Source organism: Kiloniella laminariae (genome assembly GCF_027214005.1).
Classification (GTDB): domain Bacteria; phylum Pseudomonadota; class Alphaproteobacteria; order Kiloniellales; family Kiloniellaceae; genus Kiloniella; species Kiloniella laminariae_A.
Genome location: NZ_JAPWGY010000002.1, coordinates 58139 through 76529 on the forward strand (window position 1 = coordinate 58139; position 18391 = coordinate 76529).

Below are 18391 nucleotides of genomic sequence, written 5' to 3' on the forward strand. Positions count from 1 at the left end.
TATTACTCTGTCATTACTGCAATGGGTCCTACGGCAGACTTATTTATAAACTGCTGAACATAAGGGTTGTCAGTGGTGTCGAGTTCTTTGGTCGGACCGCTCCAGACCACCCGTCCCTCATGCAACATCAACACATCATCAGAAATTTTTCGAACCGAGGCCAGATCACTACTGACAATCATGCAGGTAACATTTTTATCCTGCTTCATATCGACTATCAATTCACTGATCGAATTACTCATTATTGGGTCCAGTCCAGCGGTCGGTTCGTCCAGGAAAAGAAACTCTGGTCTCCCGGCAAAAGCACGCGCCAGGCCGACCCGTTTTTGCATTCCCCCCGAAAGTTCAGACGGGTAAAGATCAGCCACTTCTACTCTCAAACCAACTCTTCCAAGAGCCTCAATCGCCTTTTCCTTGATGGCAACTTCATCTGCCCCATGCCCTTTTAGTATCTTAAAAGCGATATTGCGCCAGACAGGCATACTGTCAAAGAGAGCTGATTGCTGAAACAGCATGCCAAACCGGTCGAGGAAATCCTCGTTATCCCGGGCACGCCCGGTCATGTCCTGCCCATCGACCAGAATTTGCCCTGAATCAACATCGACGACGCCAAGAATAGCTTTCAGCAATAGAGTTTTGCCACTGCCTGATCCGCCGATAATGACAAGAGAACGCCCCTGCTGCACAGAAAAGCTTACATTATCCAGTGCCCGTATCTGGCCAAAACTCCGGGTAAGTTCCCGTACATCAAGAACAACTTTCTTTTCCTCAAGAACAGCACGCATAAAAATCCCCCTTGCCGCCCGCCTCACGCAACGCGCGCAAGACTAGCATAGAACCCCGGCAGAACCAGCCCGGCAAAAACAGTTTTCTGGCCGAATCAGAATCTACGATCCACTTTCCCAACAAAAAAACCCCCGATCCAAAGATCAGAGGTTTTTCTAATGGTCGGAGTAGCAGGATTTGAACCTGCGACCCCTTGGCCCCCAGCCAAGTGCGCTACCAGGCTGCGCTATACTCCGTCAGTCACAACAAACTATTCAGAGAATATTTCATCGCGAACCAGCCCTATATACCTTTGCTCTCCGGTCATGGCAATGGGGGAAAAGAAAAAAAATACCCTCGTTCTAGCTCAGCAAGGATCTGATTTTTTTCAGCTCCATCAAAAGCTTCCTCTGTTCGTCTGTACCAAGTCCTGAAGTAAGCAAAGTCCCCAAATCATTATCAATTTTGGCAGGTTTGGATTGAGCAGAATCTGAGTGAACTTCTGGGGCCTCTTCTTTAAAATTGCCGTCCTTAAAGAGCTTTTGAACCCCCTTGATCGTATAACCATCCCGATAGAGCAGGTCCCGGATTTGGCGCAGCACATCAAGATCTTCCGGACGATAATACCTTCGGCGCCCAGCACGCTTGAGCGGCTTTACCTGAGGGAATTTAGTCTCCCAAAATCTCAGGACGTGCTGAGGCACATCCAGATCATCGGATACTTCACTGATGGTACGGAACGCGGCCGCTGATTTGGTTGTCGTTTCTGCAGTAGACATCTTGCAGATTTTACTCCCGCTTTTTACTTGCTTTCGGCCTGGTCATCCGGAAATCCGGCAGGAATAATATTTAAAGGGAGTTGTTGATTTTATTTTTCAACACATGGGATGCCCGAAACACCAGAACACGCCGAGGTAAAATCGGCACTTCTTCGCCGGTTTTTGGATTACGCCCGATCCTCTCGCCCTTTTCCCGAACGGCAAAACTGCCAAAAGAGGAAATCTTGACCGTATCGCCTTTGATAAGGGTTTCAGAAATTTCATTCAGAACTGATTCGACCAGTTCTGCAGATTCATTTCTGGACAGACCGACTTCCTGGTATACAGCTTCACTCAGATCAGCACGTGTTATTGTTGCACCCATAATGAAGGACACTCCCCTGTTATCTTTATCTGGATTATGCGATATATTCGCTAACCCATATGATATACAAGGGCAATTTTGCTCGACTTCACGTGAAATGACAAGTTTTATCTGAGAAGGGCCTCGTAAGAAGCCAATTTACTTTACCAGCGCAGCAACGCAGAGCCCCAGGTAAATCCACCACCCATGGCGGTCATCATGATCATATCGCCCTGCTTGATCCGGCCATCATAGACGGCTTCTGTCAAAGCCAGCGGGATAGAAGCCGCCGAAGTGTTGGCATGCTTATCAACAGTAATAACAACCCGCTCTTTAGGCAGGCGTAATTTTTTGCCCATTGCCTCGATAATACGGATGTTTGCCTGGTGTGGAACCAGCCAGTCAATATCCTCGGCAACAAGTCCGGATTTCTCCAGCGCAGCATCAATGGATTCCGGCATTCTGGAAACAGCTTGCCGGAAAACTTCCTTGCCTTCCATACGCAAGAATCCGGCTACACCCGTCGAAGAAGGTCCCCCATCAACATAGAGCGCATCGTGATATCGGCCATCTGAATAGATATGAGTGTTCAGAATACCCCGATCCTGATTTTCCCCACATCCTTCCTCTGCCTGAAGAACTACAGCACCAGCACCATCACCAAACAGCACGCAGGTAGAACGATCTTCCCAATCCAGAATTCTGGAGAATGTCTCCGCTCCGATCAGCAATACTGTCTTGGCCTGCCCCGCACGGATCATGCTGTCAACAACAGAAAGTCCATAGACAAAGCCACTACAGACCGCCTGCAGGTCAAAAGCGGCCCCTCGGAAAATTCCCAGATTTTTCTGTACAACAGTCGCTGTCGCCGGGAAAGTCTCATCCGGCGTAGCTGTCGCGCAAACAATCAGATCGACAGCCACAGCATCGATACCTGCATGTTCCAGAGCAGCTTTTGCCGCTTTGGTGGCCAGATCAGATGTCAGCTCGTTTTCACCCGCGACATAGCGGTGTTTAATACCGGTACGCTGTTGTATCCATTCGTCAGAAGTATCTACCCGTTCCGCCAGCTGGTCATTGGTGACAATACGTTCTGGCAAATACGACCCACAGCCCTTTATTACGGAACGTATCATCATTCAAATGCAGCCTGTTCATTCAGTGTTTCGCGGGTAAGCGAATCGAAATCCTCGCGAATTTTCTTGATTATATCCTGCTGCCGCATATCCACAGCAACCGCGATTGCATTGGCAAAGCCAACCGCATCGGTTCCTCCATGGCTTTTCACAGCAATCCCGTTCAAACCAAGGAAGATAGCCCCATTGTACAGCCGGGGATCAACGCGTTTTTTCAGCTTGCCCAAAGCTGAGCTTGCCAGGATGTACCCAAGGCTTGCCAGCAGGCTGCTTTTAAAACTTTGCCGGAAAAATTCGCTGATGAGCTTGGCGGTACCTTCGGCGGTTTTCAAAGCGACATTGCCGGTAAAACCATCTGTAACAATCACATCGACGGTTCCCTTGCCGATGTCATCCCCCTCGACAAAACCGACGAATTCGCCTGGCAGGTCTGCCTGTCGCAACATACTGCTGGCAACCTGCAGATACTCATGCCCCTTCACATCCTCTGAACCGACGTTGAGGATACCAACAGAAGGCTCCTGAACACCGAGAACACAGCGGGCGAAGGCATTGCCCATTACAGCAAAATCGAAAAGATTGTCAGCATCACAGCTCAGATTCGCTCCGAGATCCAACATGAGGGATTCCCCTCGGAGCGTTGGAAAAAAGGAAGCGATCGCCGGACGATCAACGCCGGGAAGCGTTTTCAGGACGAACTTGGACATTGCCATCAAAGCACCCGTATTGCCGGCAGAGACGATTCCGTCAGCCCGGCCTTCATGGACAGCATTGATGGCAAGGCGCATCGACGACTTCCTGCGGGAGCGCAATGCTACTGCAGGTTTGTCATCGCTGAGCACCTTGTCGTCAGCGTGGACAAATTCGACAACTTTTTTAAGCCTGGTCGTTTGTTCGATAAGAGGCAGAACCTCCTTCTCGTGACCAAAAATGAGAAACTGGACGTCAGGATATCTCTGGGATGCAATTTCTGCTCCCTGAACGACGATACCCGGTGCGTCATCTCCACCCATTGCATCTAAGGCTATGGTTATACGAGCGCTCACTGGCTTCCTGTCTTGTCGAGTTGGACCACGTAAGAAAGGCCGACCATAAAGATCGGCCCATCACATAAGACTTGTCAGACTAGTCTCAGGCTTCGGCTTCAACCACGTCACGGCCATCATAGTGACCGCAAGAAGCGCAAACATGGTGTGGGCGTTTTAGCTCACCACAGTTTGAACACTCCTGGTGCACACTTGGTGCAAGTGCATCATGGGCCCGACGCATGTTACGACGGGAAGGACTAACTTTACTCTTTGGAACAGCCATTGCTCTAACTCTCGCATGTAGCTTTAATAAAAAATCTCGCCGCTTCTTAGCCAATAAGAGCCGCGACGGCAAGCCCTAATGACGGTAACGCCAACTTACTTTTTACTCTGAAGGTCTTTCAGCACTGAAAACGGGTTATGTTTTTCCGTTTGCGGTGCCTTTTCCTCGTCAGGAGCCTCATCAACAGACTCACCATCCCAGGAAACTCCAGATTTACGTGGATAAGGGTCCAGCATCACAGCCAGCTGTTGTGCAACAGCTTCGCCAAAATCTATTCCCTGAAGTTCTACCATTTCTGGCGGATCTTCGGCATCCATATCTATAAGTATCTCATCACCAGCTTCGTCTACTGGGTCAAAGCTATAGAGAATCTCGAAGCTTTCATCAAGAGAAGATATAATTGGTTCTGCCGAAACAGCACAAGCCTGGATTACATCCGCTTTTAATTGCCCCGTTACCAACAATAACGAACCTTTCCCCTTTGGCTCCAGATTAAGAACCGCCGAGAGGTTATTCAACTCGACCAAATCAAACCGCCGTGCAAGTGCTGCACATTCTTCTGGCTTGGCCTTCAGTTCAATAACCTGGGAACGCGCCTGGATCCTGTCTGCAGGATAACGCCGCGAAAATTCGTTCTCGTACCGCGATACCATCGCTGCACTCCTGATCCATGGCGAACAAAGGGACCTCGGCAAATCGTATTATTTTACACGAAAGACCCCATAACTTTACCACAAAGGGCAAGGCTGCGCACAATAGGTTCAGCCTTAACGTGGGTCAATAGCCTTTATTGCAGATCAGGCATACCCCGAAATCCTGTCTTCCCGGACAGAATTTCTGAAACATCGATCGCAGCTAAAGCCGCTTGTTGTTCCTCAATATAACCGCACATACGCTCAAGGGATTCCTGATTGACTTCGACCGTGCCATAGAGATTTCTCTGCAGAGCAAGAGACAGCGCCTCACGCCCCGATCCCAGCGCCTCTTCATAGGCGGCGATCCGGCCATAAAACCCCTGTACCATCGCTTTCACACGTTTTCCAACCCCAACATCCCCGACCCCGGCTTCGCGCAAGCTGAGGTCCATATCCCGAAACATCAAATCAAATAGTTTCTGCGAGAATCCGGCTGTATGTTCATGTTGAGCCTTCAAGCGGCGCAGGACCAAAAACATATGCAACGTTAACAGATCAAACCGGCCATCCAGACTATCAGGCACGCCCAACTCGCGGAAGAAAGTCTCGTTTCTTGCCTGCGTCACAAGTGATACATAAAGATCATGCACCGCATCATCTTCCCGATTGCGACCAAAGAGCTTATTGAACAATTTATTCAGTCCTCTGCTTCAAAGAGCATTGATTTATGACTCGAAAAAGAAAACAGGGGGGATATAGTGCCTGTACCTTTTGCGATCTCTACGCGGTAGGTTTATCAAGAACCGCCTTTATGCTAAAGAGCATTGCAGCAAATTATTTTTAACCTCTATTCGAGTTTGGTCATGTCGCAGAGTTTCTCCCTACGCACAAAGTCTTTCCTTGCCGGACTGGTACTCCCCCTGCTTCTCGGGGCTTGCGAGAGCAGTGTCTCTGTGCGGGGAAACTTCCCGGACCCCGAAGAAGTCAGCTCTCTGGAAAAGGGCGTCCATACCCGCCGTGACGTTGCGGATAGACTGGGCTCTCCTTCAACTCTCTCCACCTTTCAAGACCAGGTCTGGTACTACATCGGTGAAAAAGTTGAAAAAACAGCCTTCTATGACCCGGTCGTTCTGGATCGTACCGTTTTGATTGTAAAGTTCTCTTCCGATGGCATGCTTGAAGAATCCCATGCCTACGCGCTTGAAGATGGTCGGGTTATTGATCCCGTCACCCGGGAAACACCAACCGAAGGTCAGGACCTGACCATCATTCAGCAACTGTTGGGCAACCTCGGCAAGTTCAATCCAGGCGGTAATAAATAGCCGATTCTAGGCAATCGCACGCTTGTTCAGCTGTCTTCTGAAAGACAACTGAACAAGCAAAAACAGGATGATCGGGATAAAAGCCAACAGGTTGACGGCATCCCAACCCAGTTTTTGATAGATCTGCCCCGACCCAAAAGCTGTCGTGGCCACAACCCCAAACACAAGAAGCTCGTTAAATGCCTGGATCTTTGCCCGCTCTTCCGGGCGATAGGAGTCCGTCAGCATTGTACTGCCGCCGACGTAGAGGAAATTCCACCCCAGGCCGAGCGCAACCAGACCAAACCAGAATTGCTCCAAAGCAACCCCACTCAGGTTGATGGAAGCGGCAATAAGCAGGAAACACACACCAAGCAACTGAATACGCACGGCACCATACTTGCGGATCAGTGTTCCGGTAAAAAACGACGGGGCATACATGGCGAACACATGCCACTGGATTACGGTCGCCGCGGCTTCAAAGGGATGAGCACAGGCGATCATCGCGGCCGGTGTTATGCTCATGATCAGGTTCATGCAGGCATAGCTGACAATTCCACTCAGCACAGCAACAAAAAACACCGGTTGCCGGGCTATCTCGATGACTGGACGACCACTGCTTTGAATTTCATGTATCTGCAGCCGGGGGATATCGATAAACTGGATGATCACCAGGGTACACAGACAGAGGACCGAAATCGCATAAAAACTTCCGACAAAAAGCACCGGTCCAAAAAAATCCATCTCCTTGGACCACTTGGCAAGCTCCGGGCCAGCAAAAGCGGCAATCACACCTCCTGCCATAACCAGTGAGATTGCCTTGCTCTTGAACTCCTCGGTTGCTGTATCTGCCGCGGCAAAGCGGAAGTAGGCCACTGTCGACATAAAGGCCCCGAAAAGAAACGAGCTGAGGCAAAAAAGCAGGAAGTTACCGTCGAGAATCGCTTGAGCTGAAAAAAATCCTGAAAGCGCGCCACAAACAGCACCGAGGGAAAAGCCTGCCCGGCGCCCGTAGTGTTTCATGAGATAGGAAATCGGCAAGGCACAGACCATCATACCAATGAACTGCAACGATAACGGCAATGTTCCGTTAGACTTATCCTCGGCCAATGTCGTCCCCACGAGTGCACTCATGGAGATCAACATGGAGCCACAGCTCATTCCCAGTGCCTGGCATATTGCCAGAAAAAACACATTCGCTTTGGTTGGATCGCGCTCTGTCATGCATTTCTCTCAGAAAGGAGATAAACCATATACAGGAAGAAACCAGCTTTCCAAGAGAGAATCAGACAAGCAGCAAGTTATTATCTCAACTATTAGAAGGTTTTGAGATATTCTCTACAATCAGCTCAACCCCTCTGATTGTATCCTTGCCCATCACTTTCTGGGCAACAATAACCAGACGATTCTGGATAACGGGGGTCGCATAACCTTCTTTGGTAAAATAGCGATAATTATAAAGCCCGTGCAGCTCTGCCATGAAGTCATTACGTAACCTGATCTTCCAGCGCTCGGTATTGATGAGCGGTTCCCCCTCCGGCACCTCTACAACAATTTTCACGGTTACATGGTGAGTAACAACCCCTTCTTTGATCAGTGGAATGACCATGGGAGCAAACTCAAGGTAACCGGAAGGGATTTCCGGCGGAGCCTCGACAACGTCCTCTGCACCGTCCGCAGGCTTAAAGAAAAACCACCAGGCCGCAGCTGCCCCTCCTCCCAACAGGAGCAAAACAGCAAGGACAAGGATTATTTTTTTCATTAAACCACCAGCTCATTGTTTACTTCAGGATCCTGGCACCTGTTTTGTCACAAGCTAAACTGATCTCCTGAAAAGGATTTTGGCGAGTATGGCAAAGATTCTCGCATGGAAACATTAAAAATGTGTCCAGCCCGCCTTTGTTGGAAGAAAAGTTTTTCCATTTCGGCATATCAATCGAACCCCATGGCCGGAAACGACCTTGCCAATTTTGGATAACTTCAAGGACAGCTTCCTTGATAATTCCTGTATCGCCTGTTCCTGCGCGGGATCTGAAGTAAAGACAATTTCATAATCATCTCCCCCTGTCACAGCAAGCGCCAGCCCCAGATCAGGACTGCTGGACATCAGCGCAGAAAAAGCCGCTGATCGTGGAATTTTGTCTTCATAGAGTTCGACGGCGATGTTGGAGGCGCGGGCAATATGGCCAAGATCAGCCAGCAAGCCATCCGATACATCCATAGCTGTTCGGGAAATGGCGTTCTGGAGCAACTCTATCCCCAGGTCACACCGTGGTTCAGGGACGCGGTACCGATGAATTAACTGCGCCCTCGCCTCTGCGTCAGACACATCAAGTTCTTTGTTCAACAACTTCAAACCCGCAGCAGAATCGCCCAGATCACCACTGACCCAGACATCTTCTCCAACTTCAGCCGTGTTTCGTTTTAAACATTGATGGCGGGCAACAGACCCAAAACATGTAATGGTGATGGTGAGCGGCCCGGGAGTAACAACGGTATCCCCCCCGATGAGGTGGCAGGAAAACCTCTGTTGATCTTCGCCCAGCGCAGTCGTGAATTCCTTGACCCAACCAACATCAATCTGGCTGTTGTAAGCCATGGAAAGGCTGTAGCCAAATGCCGCCGCCCCCATCGCAGCCAGATCCGACAGATTGACCCGCAAACACTTCCGCGCAATGTCGCCTGCCGGATCAGACATAAGAAAATGGACACCCGCGATTAGAGTGTCCATTGTCACAACCGTTGAGGCTTGCGGTTTTTCGGAGATCAGTGCCGCGTCGTTAAGCAGATCAAATGCTTCTTCATAGCCCGAAGCCAGAGGAGCAAAATAACTTTTGATCAGATCAAATTCGCTTTTTTCCACGCAGTCAGCCTACTTTCAGGAAAACTCGTCCTTACGCAGGCTATGACCCAAGCGATCAAGAACGCCATTCACCATTGCCGTTTCCTTGTCACCAAGAAAGGCATGCGCCACATCCACATACTCGGAGATAATCACCTTTACCGGTGTATCAGTCCGCTGCTGGATTTCATAAGCACCAGCGACCATCACAAGCCGGAGCAAAGGATCAAGCCGATGCATTGGCCAGCTTTTGTCCAGAACCGAGCTGACCATATCGTCGAGAAGCGCGCGTTCTTCGTTAACCCCCTTGAAGAGCTGGATGAACAGGTTCTGATCAAGAGCAGCAAGATTGAGGCCGTCGATTTCCTCGTCAATTCTGCCGTTTAGAAACTCATTCAGCACCGTTTTGGCGCTCGCTTCGTTAAACTCGATCTGGAACAACGCCTGGATCAAGGCAAGCCGCGCCATACTCTTCTTCAAACTGGCACTCGGAGGGGAATTCGGGGTTTCATCAGTCACGGAATAAGGAGTCCTTTATGCCACACCATAGAGGCGTTTCAGTGCAATCATATCAAGGCACGCCCGGGTTACAGCCCCACCCTTGTTCTTTTCTGACTGACGGGCTCGAGCCCAGGCCTGAGATTCATTCTCTACCGTCAGAACACCATAGCCAATTGCCATATTTGAGTCGACCGCCAGATCCTGGAGCTTACGGGCACTTTCAACACAGACATAGTCATAGTGACTTGTCTCGCCACGGATAACACAGCCAAGAGCCACATAGCCATCAAAAGCCCGGCCAGATTTACGCTGCGAGGCAAACTTGATAGCTGCAGGCAATTCAAATGCACCTGCTACCGCGATAACCTCGTAACTACAGCCGTCTTTTTCCAGCTCGGCAATAGCTGCATTTTTCATCTCGTCGGCAATCGCCTCGTAAAAGCGAGCCTCGACAATCAGAACATGTGGTTTATCAGTCATTCACTGGTACCTTGTTAGAAATATTGGAAGGATGATCGGCAGTTGCCGTTCACGCTTCATCGATTGGACGCTGTTCAACAACAGAAAGACCGTATCCGTCAAGCCCTACGATGTGTTTCTCTGAATTGGTGAGCAGAATCATCTCCCCGACACCCAAATCAAGAAGTATCTGTGCCCCAACGCCATAATCACGCAAATCATGACTTCCAGTAGGGGCCTGCCCAATCCGTGTCCTGATTGCATCGGAAAGACTGCTCGGCGAAGGTTCACGGATCAGAACAACCACGCCTTCTCCTTCCTTGCCAATCATTTTCATTGCATTGTGCAGATCACCCGCCTTGCCACTGCGACTGTCCCCAAGCACATCATCCAGAACATTCAGAGCATGCATACGGACCATTACAGGTCGATCTGAACGGATTTCACCTTTCCAGAGCGCAATATGTTCTGCATAGGTCGTTTTACTGACGTAAACCGCCAGATTGAAACCGCCTGCGAAATCGGACACGAAGGTGCTTTCCAGTGTACGTTCGACCAGATGATCGTGTTTCCTGCGGTAAGCAATAAGATCAGCAATCGTGGCAATTTTCAGCTTGTGCGTTCTGGCAAAATCGATCAGGTCATCACGACGCGCCATGGTGCCATCATCGTTCATGATCTCGCAGATAACACCAGCCGGATTGAGCCCGGCCAGACGCGCAATATCAACCGCGGCCTCTGTATGGCCTGTCCTGACCAGAACACCTCCATCACGTGCCACCAGCGGAAAAACATGGCCGGGTGTCACAATGTCGGCAACACTGGCAGCGGGGTCAATCGCAACAGAAATTGTTCTTGCCCTGTCAGGCGCAGAAATCCCGGTTGTGACCCCCTCTTTGGCTTCGATAGAAACCGTAAAGGCCGTCTCGTGTCGAGTGCCGTTTTTTTGTGCCATCAAGGACAGACCGAGTTCTTCAACTCTTTTTTTAGACAGGGCAAGGCAGATCAAACCTCGACCATATTTTGCCATAAAATTGATCGCTTCAGGGGTCGCCATCTGGGCAGGGATTACCAGGTCTCCCTCGTTTTCCCGATTTTCATCATCAACCAGAATAAACATATGCCCATTGCGGGCTTCTTCGATGATCTCTTCGGGAGGAGAAAGGATACTGCTGAATGCAGTCGAGCCACCTTTTCCGGCTTGTGTTTCACCCATTATGCTGCCTTTCAAGTAATTGCCCGACATAGCGTGCCAAGAGATCAATCTCAAGATTAACCAGGCAATCGCCTTTGCTATATTCACCAACCTGCCACTGACCAAGAGTCGTCATCTCGGCTGTATGGGGAATAATATTGACTCCGAATAGATTGCCTTCAACTTCGTTAACAGTCAAAGACACACCATCCAGTACAACAGACCCTTTGGGAGCAATGTATTTTGCCAGTTCTTCCGGTGCCTCAAAGGTAAATCGCCTGGAATCACCCTCTGCAACGATACGCACCACCGATGCAACACCATCGACATGTCCGGACACCAAATGTCCTCCGAGCTCATCCCCCAGACGCAAGGCCCGTTCAAAGTTCACCAATGTATCAACCCGCCAGTTTGCCAAAGTGGTTTTTGAAAGCGTTTCGGCAGAAACATCCGCACTAAACCAGCCGTTTCCCTTGCCCACGACAGTAAGGCAAGCCCCGGAACAGGCAATGGATGCCCCGATATCCACAGTGTCCATGTCATAGGCGCAATTGAAAACAAAACGCTTATCTCCCTTTTCCTCAATGTCGCGAACCGAGCCCAGGTCTGTAATAATTCCGGTAAACATGCGTGAATCGTGCCTTCAGAGTTTATGCGTTGTTGAATCAAAGATCGTCCGTTGGGTCAAAGCTCTCGGCGATAGCTTTCCATAATGTCATCACCCCGTTTTGAAACACTGGTCAAATTAAACTTGGGCGCCAGCTCAAGCCGTTCAAGGCCGAAGCCCACTGAAGCAGCAATCCCGTCTCCGCCAATGATTTTGGCCGCGCGAAACCAGACAATCCGGTCGACCAGATCCGCCTGAAACAAAGAGCCGATAATATGGCTGCCGCCTTCAACCAGAATCCGGGTAATACCGCGATCCCCGAGCGCCCTCAGCGCCATTCCCGGATCGATATAGCCCTGGGTATCCCGTGATAGCGTAACAACTTCTACTCCCGCGTCACGATAGGCCTGCAGGCGATTGGGATCATTGCCTTCCAGCGTCATCAACAGTGTCGGACGCGTTGTCGCCGTCGCAACCAGATCATGGGTCAGAGGCAGTCGAAGCCGACCATCCATCACAACCCTTAAAGGTGACGCGTTTTCCAGCCCCTTTAACCTGACATCCAGTCGCGGGTCATCAAGAACAGCCGTACCGCTCCCCACCAGAATCGCATCATTACGAACGCGCAGCATCTGTCCGGCCCGCCGGGCTGCTTCGCCGGTGATCCATTTGCTTTCACCCGTCTTTGTTGCAATCCGGCCATCCAGAGTTGTTGCAACTTTCAAGGTAACCAGCGGGCGTCCATGGCGGATCCGGAGAAAAAATCCGGCATTGAGATCTTCTGCTTCCTGACGACATAAACCGGTCTCGACAATAATGCCGGCTTCACGCATTCGGGAAAGTCCCCGCCCCTTAACACGCACATCGCTGTCTTCGACAGCAACAACACAGCGTCGGATCCCGGCTGCAATAAGTGCATCAGCACAGGGAGGCGTTTTCCCGTGATGCGCACAGGGTTCGAGTGTGACATAGGCCGTTGCTCCGCGCGCCTGTGCCCCCGCCTGGGCCAGAGCTCCGACTTCGGCATGGGGGCGTCCTCCCGGCTGGGTAAAGCCGCGTCCAATCACCCTTCCATCCTTGACCAGCACACAGCCAACCGCCGGATTTGGAGCCGTACGTCCAAGACCGCGCCCGGCCAGAGACAGAGCAGCATTCATATGTTGAAGGTCAGTCGTGAGTTGATCGCCAGACATGTAGGCAATTCTACTTTAAATGAGGATTGTTTACGAGGGATCCCGATCAAGTATTTCAATATCGTCCCCGAGCCGGCCGACAAAGTCTTCGAAATCACTTACTTCTTTAAAATCCCGATACACCGAGGCGAAACGAACATAGCCAACCTGATCAAGTGTTGCCAAAGCATCCATGACCAGTTCACCGATCAGATCAGATGCAACTTCACTTTCTCCAGAGGATTCAAGTCGCCGGACAATACCGCTGACAACACGTTCAATCCGGTCCCGCTCAACATCTCTTTTTTGCAAAGCGATGTTCATTGAACGGGAAATTTTCTCCCGATCAAAAGGTTCGCGATGGCCATTTCCCTTGATAACGGTCAGCTCTCTGAGCTGAACCCGCTCAAAGGTCGTAAACCGAGCGCCACAGCTCGCACATTGCCGACGACGGCGAATGGCTGCATGATCTTCTGTTGGTCGCGAGTCCTTGACTTGCGTTTCCTCACTACTACAGAACGGACAGCGCATATTTCCTCACTGTTTCACCCCGAAAGGTGATCCGGGTTACGTTTCACAACGAAGCGTAACCCGGAGTACTATTTAGATCTCCAGATTTGGATAGATCGGGAATGCCCGGCAAAGCGCCTGCACTTCCTCTCTCACTTCCGCCTCGATTTTGGAGTTATCTTCGCGGTTTGCGGCAAGTCCATCAAGAACTTTAGTGATCAACAGACCAATTTTCTTGAATTCTTCGTCCTTGAAGCCACGTGTGGTCCCTGCCGGTGTCCCCAAACGAATACCGGAAGTCACCATTGGTTTCTCTGGATCAAACGGAATACCGTTTTTATTACAAGTCAAACCAGCGCGGTCGAGGCTCTCTTCAGCGATGTTTCCTGTCAGTCCCTTGGGGCGCAGGTCGACCAGCATCAGATGCGTATCTGTGCCACCAGTTGTAATGGCAAAGCCATTTTCGACAAGTGTGGCAGCCAGAGTCTTGGCATTACTGACAACCTGTTTGGCGTAGTCCTTGAACGCAGGATCAAGAGCTTCTTTGAAAGCGACAGCTTTTGAGGCAATACAGTGCATCAGCGGACCACCCTGCAGACCAGGGAAGGCAGCTGAGTTGATTTTTTTACCGATCTCGAGATCGTTAGACAAAACCATCCCGCCACGGCCTGCGCGCAGGGTCTTGTGGGTCGTCGTGGTCACAACATGTGCATGCGGCAAAGGACTTGGATGAATGCCAGCAGCAACCAGACCGGCAAAATGTGCCATATCAACATGGAGATATGCGCCGACTTCGTCTGCAATTTCCCGGAACTTCACGAAATCGATAATACGGGGATAAGCAGATCCACCCGCAATGATCAGTTTAGGCTTGTGTTCGACAGCCAGTTTACGGATTTCATCGAAATCAAGCTCGTTGGTTTCAGGGCTCACGCCATAACAAACAGCATTAAACCATTTACCGGAAAGGTTTGGACGTGAACCGTGGGTCAGATGTCCACCAGAGGCCAGATCAAGCCCCATAATCGTTTCGCCCGGCTTTACCAGAGCCAGCATAACACACTGGTTTGCCTGCGCACCGGAGTGTGGCTGAACGTTGACATAGGCACAATCGAACAGCTTTTTTGCACGCTCAATTGCAAGATCTTCGACAACATCCACATGTTCACAACCACCATAATAGCGACGGCCTGGATAACCTTCCGCATATTTATTGGTCAAAACAGTTCCCAATGCCTGCATGGTAGACAGGGATACAATGTTTTCCGACGCAATCAGTTCGATCTGATTTTGCTGACGGGAAAGCTCGTGGTTGATTGCTGCTGCGATTTCCGGATCTGTCTGAGCCAAAGGCGCAGTGAAGAAGGTTTTTGTATCTAAGCTCATGGCAACTTCACTCTCAGGTAAAGGTGATTATTTATCCGAGTTTTTCGACGCGACGCTGATGACGTCCGCCGGCGAACTCGGTGTTCAGAAAAGTATTCAGGCAAGCTTTCGCAACCTCAATACCTGTTGTTCTGGCTCCCAGGACCAGAACATTGGCATCGTTATGCTCGCGCGATAAACGGGCCAGTGTCTCATCGTGACAGAGTGCAGCGCGAATACCCGCATGACGGTTTGCAGCAATGGAAATACCGATACCAGACCCGCAAACCAGAATTCCGGTTTCAGCATCCCCGTTCTGGATTGCCTTTGCCAGAGCGGTTCCAAAATCCGGATAATCCACAGAATCTGGTCCGTTGGTTCCCAAATCGAGAACGTCATAGCCTAGTGCAATAACGTCTTCTTTCAGACTGTCTTTCAGCTCATATCCTGCATGGTCTGAAGCCAGAACGATTGTTTTTTTACTCATCTGCCCGCACATCTGTTATCTCAATCAAGCTTGGAGATGACATACCACAGGTTCCTTTCCAAAGGAAAGAGAATGCATGGCATATAGCCCGTTCCTAAAAGGACAGGATAAATTGTCAGGTGACAAGCTGTCTTGAAATTTTACTGTCGCAACAAGTTATAAAATGATTCTTTTGCCGCCTGCACGACAATTAACGTACAGTTTTTAGACCATCTGCGGCATGATCATTTCATAGGCAATAACTGTCAAAGGCTTAAAAACCCACTTTAAGCAGCTGGATACGGCACAGATACTGAATACAACAGACTGGATGTGTAATATTATTACCGGGTAAAGTTCAAGGTCTATACCGGGCTTCCCAAAATCCGGATCAAACAACGATCCCCCGGTCTTTTTTTGCTTTGGTTGTTCCTTCCCGGGCCTTTTTTTCAGATTTCCCCATAACAAAAAACAGTTTTTTTAAAACAGTCGCTTTCAGAACAGCCTCTGTTTCACGAGGGTCCCCGACAATAGAAACCTCAGTCATGCTTGCCTCGTGAAAGGCGCTGACCTTGACGTAGGCCCCTACCTGGGCAAACTCGATAATAACATCACGGGCAGAGTTACTCACACTTCGATACCCTCAACAAAAAGGCCTCCGTATATTATACAGAGGCCCATTACAATATTCAAACATAACCCCTCTGCTAGGCAGCCGGGTTGACTCCTCCCCCACGGGGCATAGGAGACGACCAGAAAAGTTGCAACCTATGCAAAGTTGCGGTTGTCACCTTTAAGTCCTCTGGAGAAACCACACCACCACTGATCTGTTCAGCATGGGCATCAAACAATCTGGAGATGGCATGATAGATTTCCAGGCCACTACTTGAAGCGCGCACATGAAATGACCGCCGATCATGCGCAGAGCGCTCCTGGTTCAGATATCCGTTCTCGACCATCTTTTTAACGTTATAGGAAACATTTGATCCGAGATAATAGCCACGGTGGGTCAATTCACCAACCGAGAGCTCTTCTTCACCGATGTTGTAGAGGATCAGGGCCTGAATGTTATTCAGATCCCTTATGCCGCGACGATCCAGTTCAGCCTTTACGACCTCAAGACACTGCCGATGCAGGCGTTCCACCAGGGAGATAGTTTGCAAATATGCGGCCTTCACGATGTCCTCACCTAACCATAAACTTTTCAAAAATCTGGTTATATCTTATGCGAGAGGCGTTAACGGTGAATTAACCCAATGTCGTTTTATAAAAAGCAAAACACTTGAATAATATTCTTCTATTTCAACAATTTAAAATTCATCGCTGGAGAAAATTATTGATCATTTTCAATCATGAGGGTTCACTTCACCCCCCTTGATGCTGATTGATACAAAACCACGACCTCACCTTGTCTCAGTTTTTTGCTGCAGAAACAAAAGATTTTTAATCTTGCTCCTAGCATCAGGCCTGACTTAGACTACCCGCATTAGCGCTGATTTGGAGCTCAGCTTGCGGGCGCTTAAGAAATACAGCTAAAACGACCGAAAGCCACCATCCGCATTTTGCTTTCTCGTGATTTTCTGTGACATTTCTTAAATCTTCCGCTTAGCAATCCCCAGGTCCATGCGCATCAGTTTTCTCTGGAAAACCAAATAAAACGGGTGATTTCATGACCATCGAGACAAAAAATCCGGAAACGCTTGTCCTGCACGCAGGCTATCGCAATGATCCTCAGACCGGGGCTGTTGCCGTGCCGATCTACCAGACAACCTCTTACCAGTTCAACAGCGCTGAACATGCAGCCAATCTTTTTGCGCTGAAGGAATTTGGCAATATCTACACCCGTATCATGAACCCGACCACTGCGGTTCTGGAAGAACGTATTGCCGCCCTCGAAGGTGGTGTTGCTGGTCTCGCAGTCAGCTCTGGTCAAGCCGCAAGTACCCTGGCAATCCAGAACGTCGCGAAGGCCGGAGACAATATTGTCAGCTCGACCGAACTCTATGGCGGTACATATAATCTTTTTGCCAATACTCTGCCCAACATGGGCATAGAGGTCCGCTTTGTTGATCCGTCTGATCCGGAAAACTTCCGGCGTGCAACGGATGAAAATACCAAGGCCTATTACGCCGAAACTCTGCCTAACCCGCGCCTGAAAGTTTTCCCGATCAAAGAAGTCGCAGATATTGGCACCGAGATCGGTGTTCCCCTGATTATGGATAACACAGCGGCGCCGATCCTTTGTCGTCCGATAGAACACGGCGCCCATGTTGTTGTCTATTCCACCACGAAATACATTGGCGGACATGGAACCTCTATCGGTGGCATGATTGTAGATGGCGGCAATTTTGATTGGGAGGCCAACTCAGCACGCTTCCCGCTTCTGACCCAACCCGACCCCAGCTACCACGGAGCGGTCTGGACAGAAGCTGTCAAACCTCTCGGGCCTATTGCCTATATCATACGCGCCCGAGTTGTCCTGCTTCGGGACCTCGGTTGCGCCATGTCGCCGATGAATGCTTTCCAATTCATCCAGGGCATGGAAACCCTTCCTTTACGTATGCGTGAACACTGCCGGAATGCCAATGCTGTGGCCGAATTCCTTTGCAAACACCCATCCGTTGAGAAGGTTATTCATCCAAGTGTTGCCACAGGCAAGGAACGCGCGCTGGCCGATCAGTACCTCAAAGGCGGTTACGGCGCCCTGCTCGGCTTTGAACTCAAAGGCGGCAAAGAGGCCGGCCGCAAGTTTATTGATGGCCTGAAGATGTTCTTCCATGTTGCAAACATCGGGGATGCGCGAAGCTTGGCTATTCACCCGGCCACCACCACCCATTCCCAGCTCAGCGCTGAAGAACAGGCGACAACCGGGATATCGGAAAGCTATGTGCGCCTTTCCATCGGAATTGAGCACATTGATGATATCATCGCCGATTTGACCCAGGCTCTGGAAGCTACTGGTAAATAAGCCTTAAATTAGAGTGTTAACTCTAATGACTAAAAA

Annotated in this window: 23 protein-coding genes, 1 tRNA gene and 1 riboswitch; of the genes, 2 read left to right on the forward strand and 22 right to left on the reverse strand. The window is 50.0% G+C overall.

What is annotated here, in order from left to right:
- Positions 1-2: 2 nt before the first annotated feature.
- The 9 genes from O4H49_RS04995 to O4H49_RS05035 all read right to left on the reverse strand — a co-directional run bounded on the left by O4H49_RS04995 (position 3) and on the right by O4H49_RS05035 (position 5661).
- A complete protein-coding gene (locus O4H49_RS04995; protein ID WP_269422336.1) occupies positions 3-785 on the reverse strand; it encodes an ABC transporter ATP-binding protein in 783 nt (260 codons plus the stop codon).
- Positions 786-945: 160 nt separating this feature from the next.
- A tRNA-Pro gene (locus tag O4H49_RS05000) sits at positions 946-1022 on the reverse strand.
- Positions 1023-1127: 105 nt separating this feature from the next.
- Complete coding sequence (locus O4H49_RS05005; RefSeq protein ID WP_269422337.1) at positions 1128-1544, reverse strand: MerR family transcriptional regulator; 417 nt, start codon at positions 1542-1544, stop codon at positions 1128-1130.
- Positions 1545-1614: 70 nt separating this feature from the next.
- Positions 1615-1911 carry an integration host factor subunit alpha gene (locus tag O4H49_RS05010; protein WP_269423087.1) on the reverse strand — a complete coding sequence of 99 codons (297 nt, stop codon included), beginning with the start codon at positions 1909-1911 and terminating at the stop codon, positions 1615-1617.
- 140 nt (positions 1912-2051) lie between these two features.
- Entirely contained in the window at positions 2052-3026 is a 975-nt protein-coding gene (locus O4H49_RS05015; protein ID WP_269422338.1) for a beta-ketoacyl-ACP synthase III, read from the reverse strand.
- Positions 3023-4069, reverse strand: coding sequence for a phosphate acyltransferase PlsX (gene plsX / locus O4H49_RS05020; RefSeq protein WP_269422339.1), 1047 nt, complete (start codon positions 4067-4069; stop codon positions 3023-3025). The genes O4H49_RS05015 and plsX overlap by 4 nt, the downstream gene beginning before the upstream one ends.
- A gap of 85 nt (positions 4070-4154) precedes the next feature.
- Positions 4155-4334 carry a 50S ribosomal protein L32 gene (gene rpmF / locus O4H49_RS05025; RefSeq protein ID WP_083921914.1) on the reverse strand — a complete coding sequence of 60 codons (180 nt, stop codon included), beginning with the start codon at positions 4332-4334 and terminating at the stop codon, positions 4155-4157.
- Between the two features lie 95 nt (positions 4335-4429).
- Positions 4430-4987 (reverse strand): YceD family protein, encoded by a 558-nt coding sequence (locus O4H49_RS05030; protein WP_269422341.1) that lies wholly within the window; start codon positions 4985-4987, stop codon positions 4430-4432.
- A gap of 134 nt (positions 4988-5121) precedes the next feature.
- Positions 5122-5661: a ubiquinol-cytochrome C chaperone family protein gene (locus O4H49_RS05035; protein ID WP_269422342.1), complete on the reverse strand. Its 540-nt coding sequence runs from the start codon at positions 5659-5661 to the stop codon at positions 5122-5124.
- Positions 5662-5832: 171 nt separating this feature from the next.
- Between O4H49_RS05035 and O4H49_RS05040 the strand changes: the two genes are divergently transcribed.
- Entirely contained in the window at positions 5833-6291 is a 459-nt protein-coding gene (locus tag O4H49_RS05040; RefSeq protein ID WP_269422343.1) for an outer membrane protein assembly factor BamE, read from the forward strand.
- Between the two features lie 6 nt (positions 6292-6297).
- On the opposite strand, the gene O4H49_RS05045 is transcribed toward O4H49_RS05040, so the two are convergent.
- The 13 genes from O4H49_RS05045 to O4H49_RS05105 all read right to left on the reverse strand — a co-directional run bounded on the left by O4H49_RS05045 (position 6298) and on the right by O4H49_RS05105 (position 16550).
- Positions 6298-7494 carry an MFS transporter gene (locus O4H49_RS05045; RefSeq protein ID WP_269422344.1) on the reverse strand — a complete coding sequence of 399 codons (1197 nt, stop codon included), beginning with the start codon at positions 7492-7494 and terminating at the stop codon, positions 6298-6300.
- Positions 7495-7579: 85 nt separating this feature from the next.
- Positions 7580-8032, reverse strand: coding sequence for a hypothetical protein (locus tag O4H49_RS05050; RefSeq protein WP_269422345.1), 453 nt, complete (start codon positions 8030-8032; stop codon positions 7580-7582).
- A 114-nt stretch (positions 8033-8146) separates the two neighbouring features.
- A complete protein-coding gene (gene thiL / locus O4H49_RS05055; RefSeq protein WP_269422346.1) occupies positions 8147-9133 on the reverse strand; it encodes a thiamine-phosphate kinase in 987 nt (328 codons plus the stop codon).
- A 15-nt stretch (positions 9134-9148) separates the two neighbouring features.
- Positions 9149-9631 carry a transcription antitermination factor NusB gene (gene nusB, locus O4H49_RS05060; RefSeq protein ID WP_269422347.1) on the reverse strand — a complete coding sequence of 161 codons (483 nt, stop codon included), beginning with the start codon at positions 9629-9631 and terminating at the stop codon, positions 9149-9151.
- A gap of 15 nt (positions 9632-9646) precedes the next feature.
- Complete coding sequence (gene ribH / locus O4H49_RS05065; protein ID WP_269422348.1) at positions 9647-10093, reverse strand: 6,7-dimethyl-8-ribityllumazine synthase; 447 nt, start codon at positions 10091-10093, stop codon at positions 9647-9649.
- Between the two features lie 49 nt (positions 10094-10142).
- Positions 10143-11288: a 3,4-dihydroxy-2-butanone-4-phosphate synthase gene (gene ribB / locus O4H49_RS05070; RefSeq protein ID WP_269422349.1), complete on the reverse strand. Its 1146-nt coding sequence runs from the start codon at positions 11286-11288 to the stop codon at positions 10143-10145.
- Positions 11281-11895, reverse strand: coding sequence for a riboflavin synthase (locus O4H49_RS05075; RefSeq protein WP_269422350.1), 615 nt, complete (start codon positions 11893-11895; stop codon positions 11281-11283). The genes ribB and O4H49_RS05075 overlap by 8 nt, the downstream gene beginning before the upstream one ends.
- A 56-nt stretch (positions 11896-11951) precedes the next feature.
- Positions 11952-13067, reverse strand: coding sequence for a bifunctional diaminohydroxyphosphoribosylaminopyrimidine deaminase/5-amino-6-(5-phosphoribosylamino)uracil reductase RibD (gene ribD / locus O4H49_RS05080; protein ID WP_269422351.1), 1116 nt, complete (start codon positions 13065-13067; stop codon positions 11952-11954).
- Positions 13068-13097: 30 nt separating this feature from the next.
- Positions 13098-13577: a transcriptional regulator NrdR gene (gene nrdR / locus O4H49_RS05085; RefSeq protein WP_269422352.1), complete on the reverse strand. Its 480-nt coding sequence runs from the start codon at positions 13575-13577 to the stop codon at positions 13098-13100.
- Positions 13578-13649: 72 nt separating this feature from the next.
- Positions 13650-14942, reverse strand: coding sequence for a serine hydroxymethyltransferase (glyA, locus tag O4H49_RS05090; protein ID WP_269422353.1), 1293 nt, complete (start codon positions 14940-14942; stop codon positions 13650-13652).
- A 31-nt stretch (positions 14943-14973) separates the two neighbouring features.
- Positions 14974-15408, reverse strand: a complete 435-nt coding sequence (gene rpiB / locus O4H49_RS05095; protein WP_269422354.1) for a ribose 5-phosphate isomerase B — start codon at positions 15406-15408, stop codon at positions 14974-14976.
- Positions 15409-15778: 370 nt separating this feature from the next.
- Entirely contained in the window at positions 15779-16018 is a 240-nt protein-coding gene (locus tag O4H49_RS05100; RefSeq protein WP_269422355.1) for a DUF6898 family protein, read from the reverse strand.
- A 76-nt stretch (positions 16019-16094) separates the two neighbouring features.
- Positions 16095-16550: a MarR family winged helix-turn-helix transcriptional regulator gene (locus O4H49_RS05105; protein ID WP_269422356.1), complete on the reverse strand. Its 456-nt coding sequence runs from the start codon at positions 16548-16550 to the stop codon at positions 16095-16097.
- Between the two features lie 316 nt (positions 16551-16866).
- Positions 16867-16944, forward strand: a riboswitch (SAM riboswitch).
- Between the two features lie 112 nt (positions 16945-17056).
- On the opposite strand from O4H49_RS05105, the gene O4H49_RS05110 reads away from it, so the two are divergent.
- A complete protein-coding gene (locus O4H49_RS05110) occupies positions 17057-18355 on the forward strand; it encodes an O-acetylhomoserine aminocarboxypropyltransferase/cysteine synthase family protein (protein ID WP_269422357.1) in 1299 nt (432 codons plus the stop codon).
- Positions 18356-18391 lie beyond the last annotated feature (36 nt).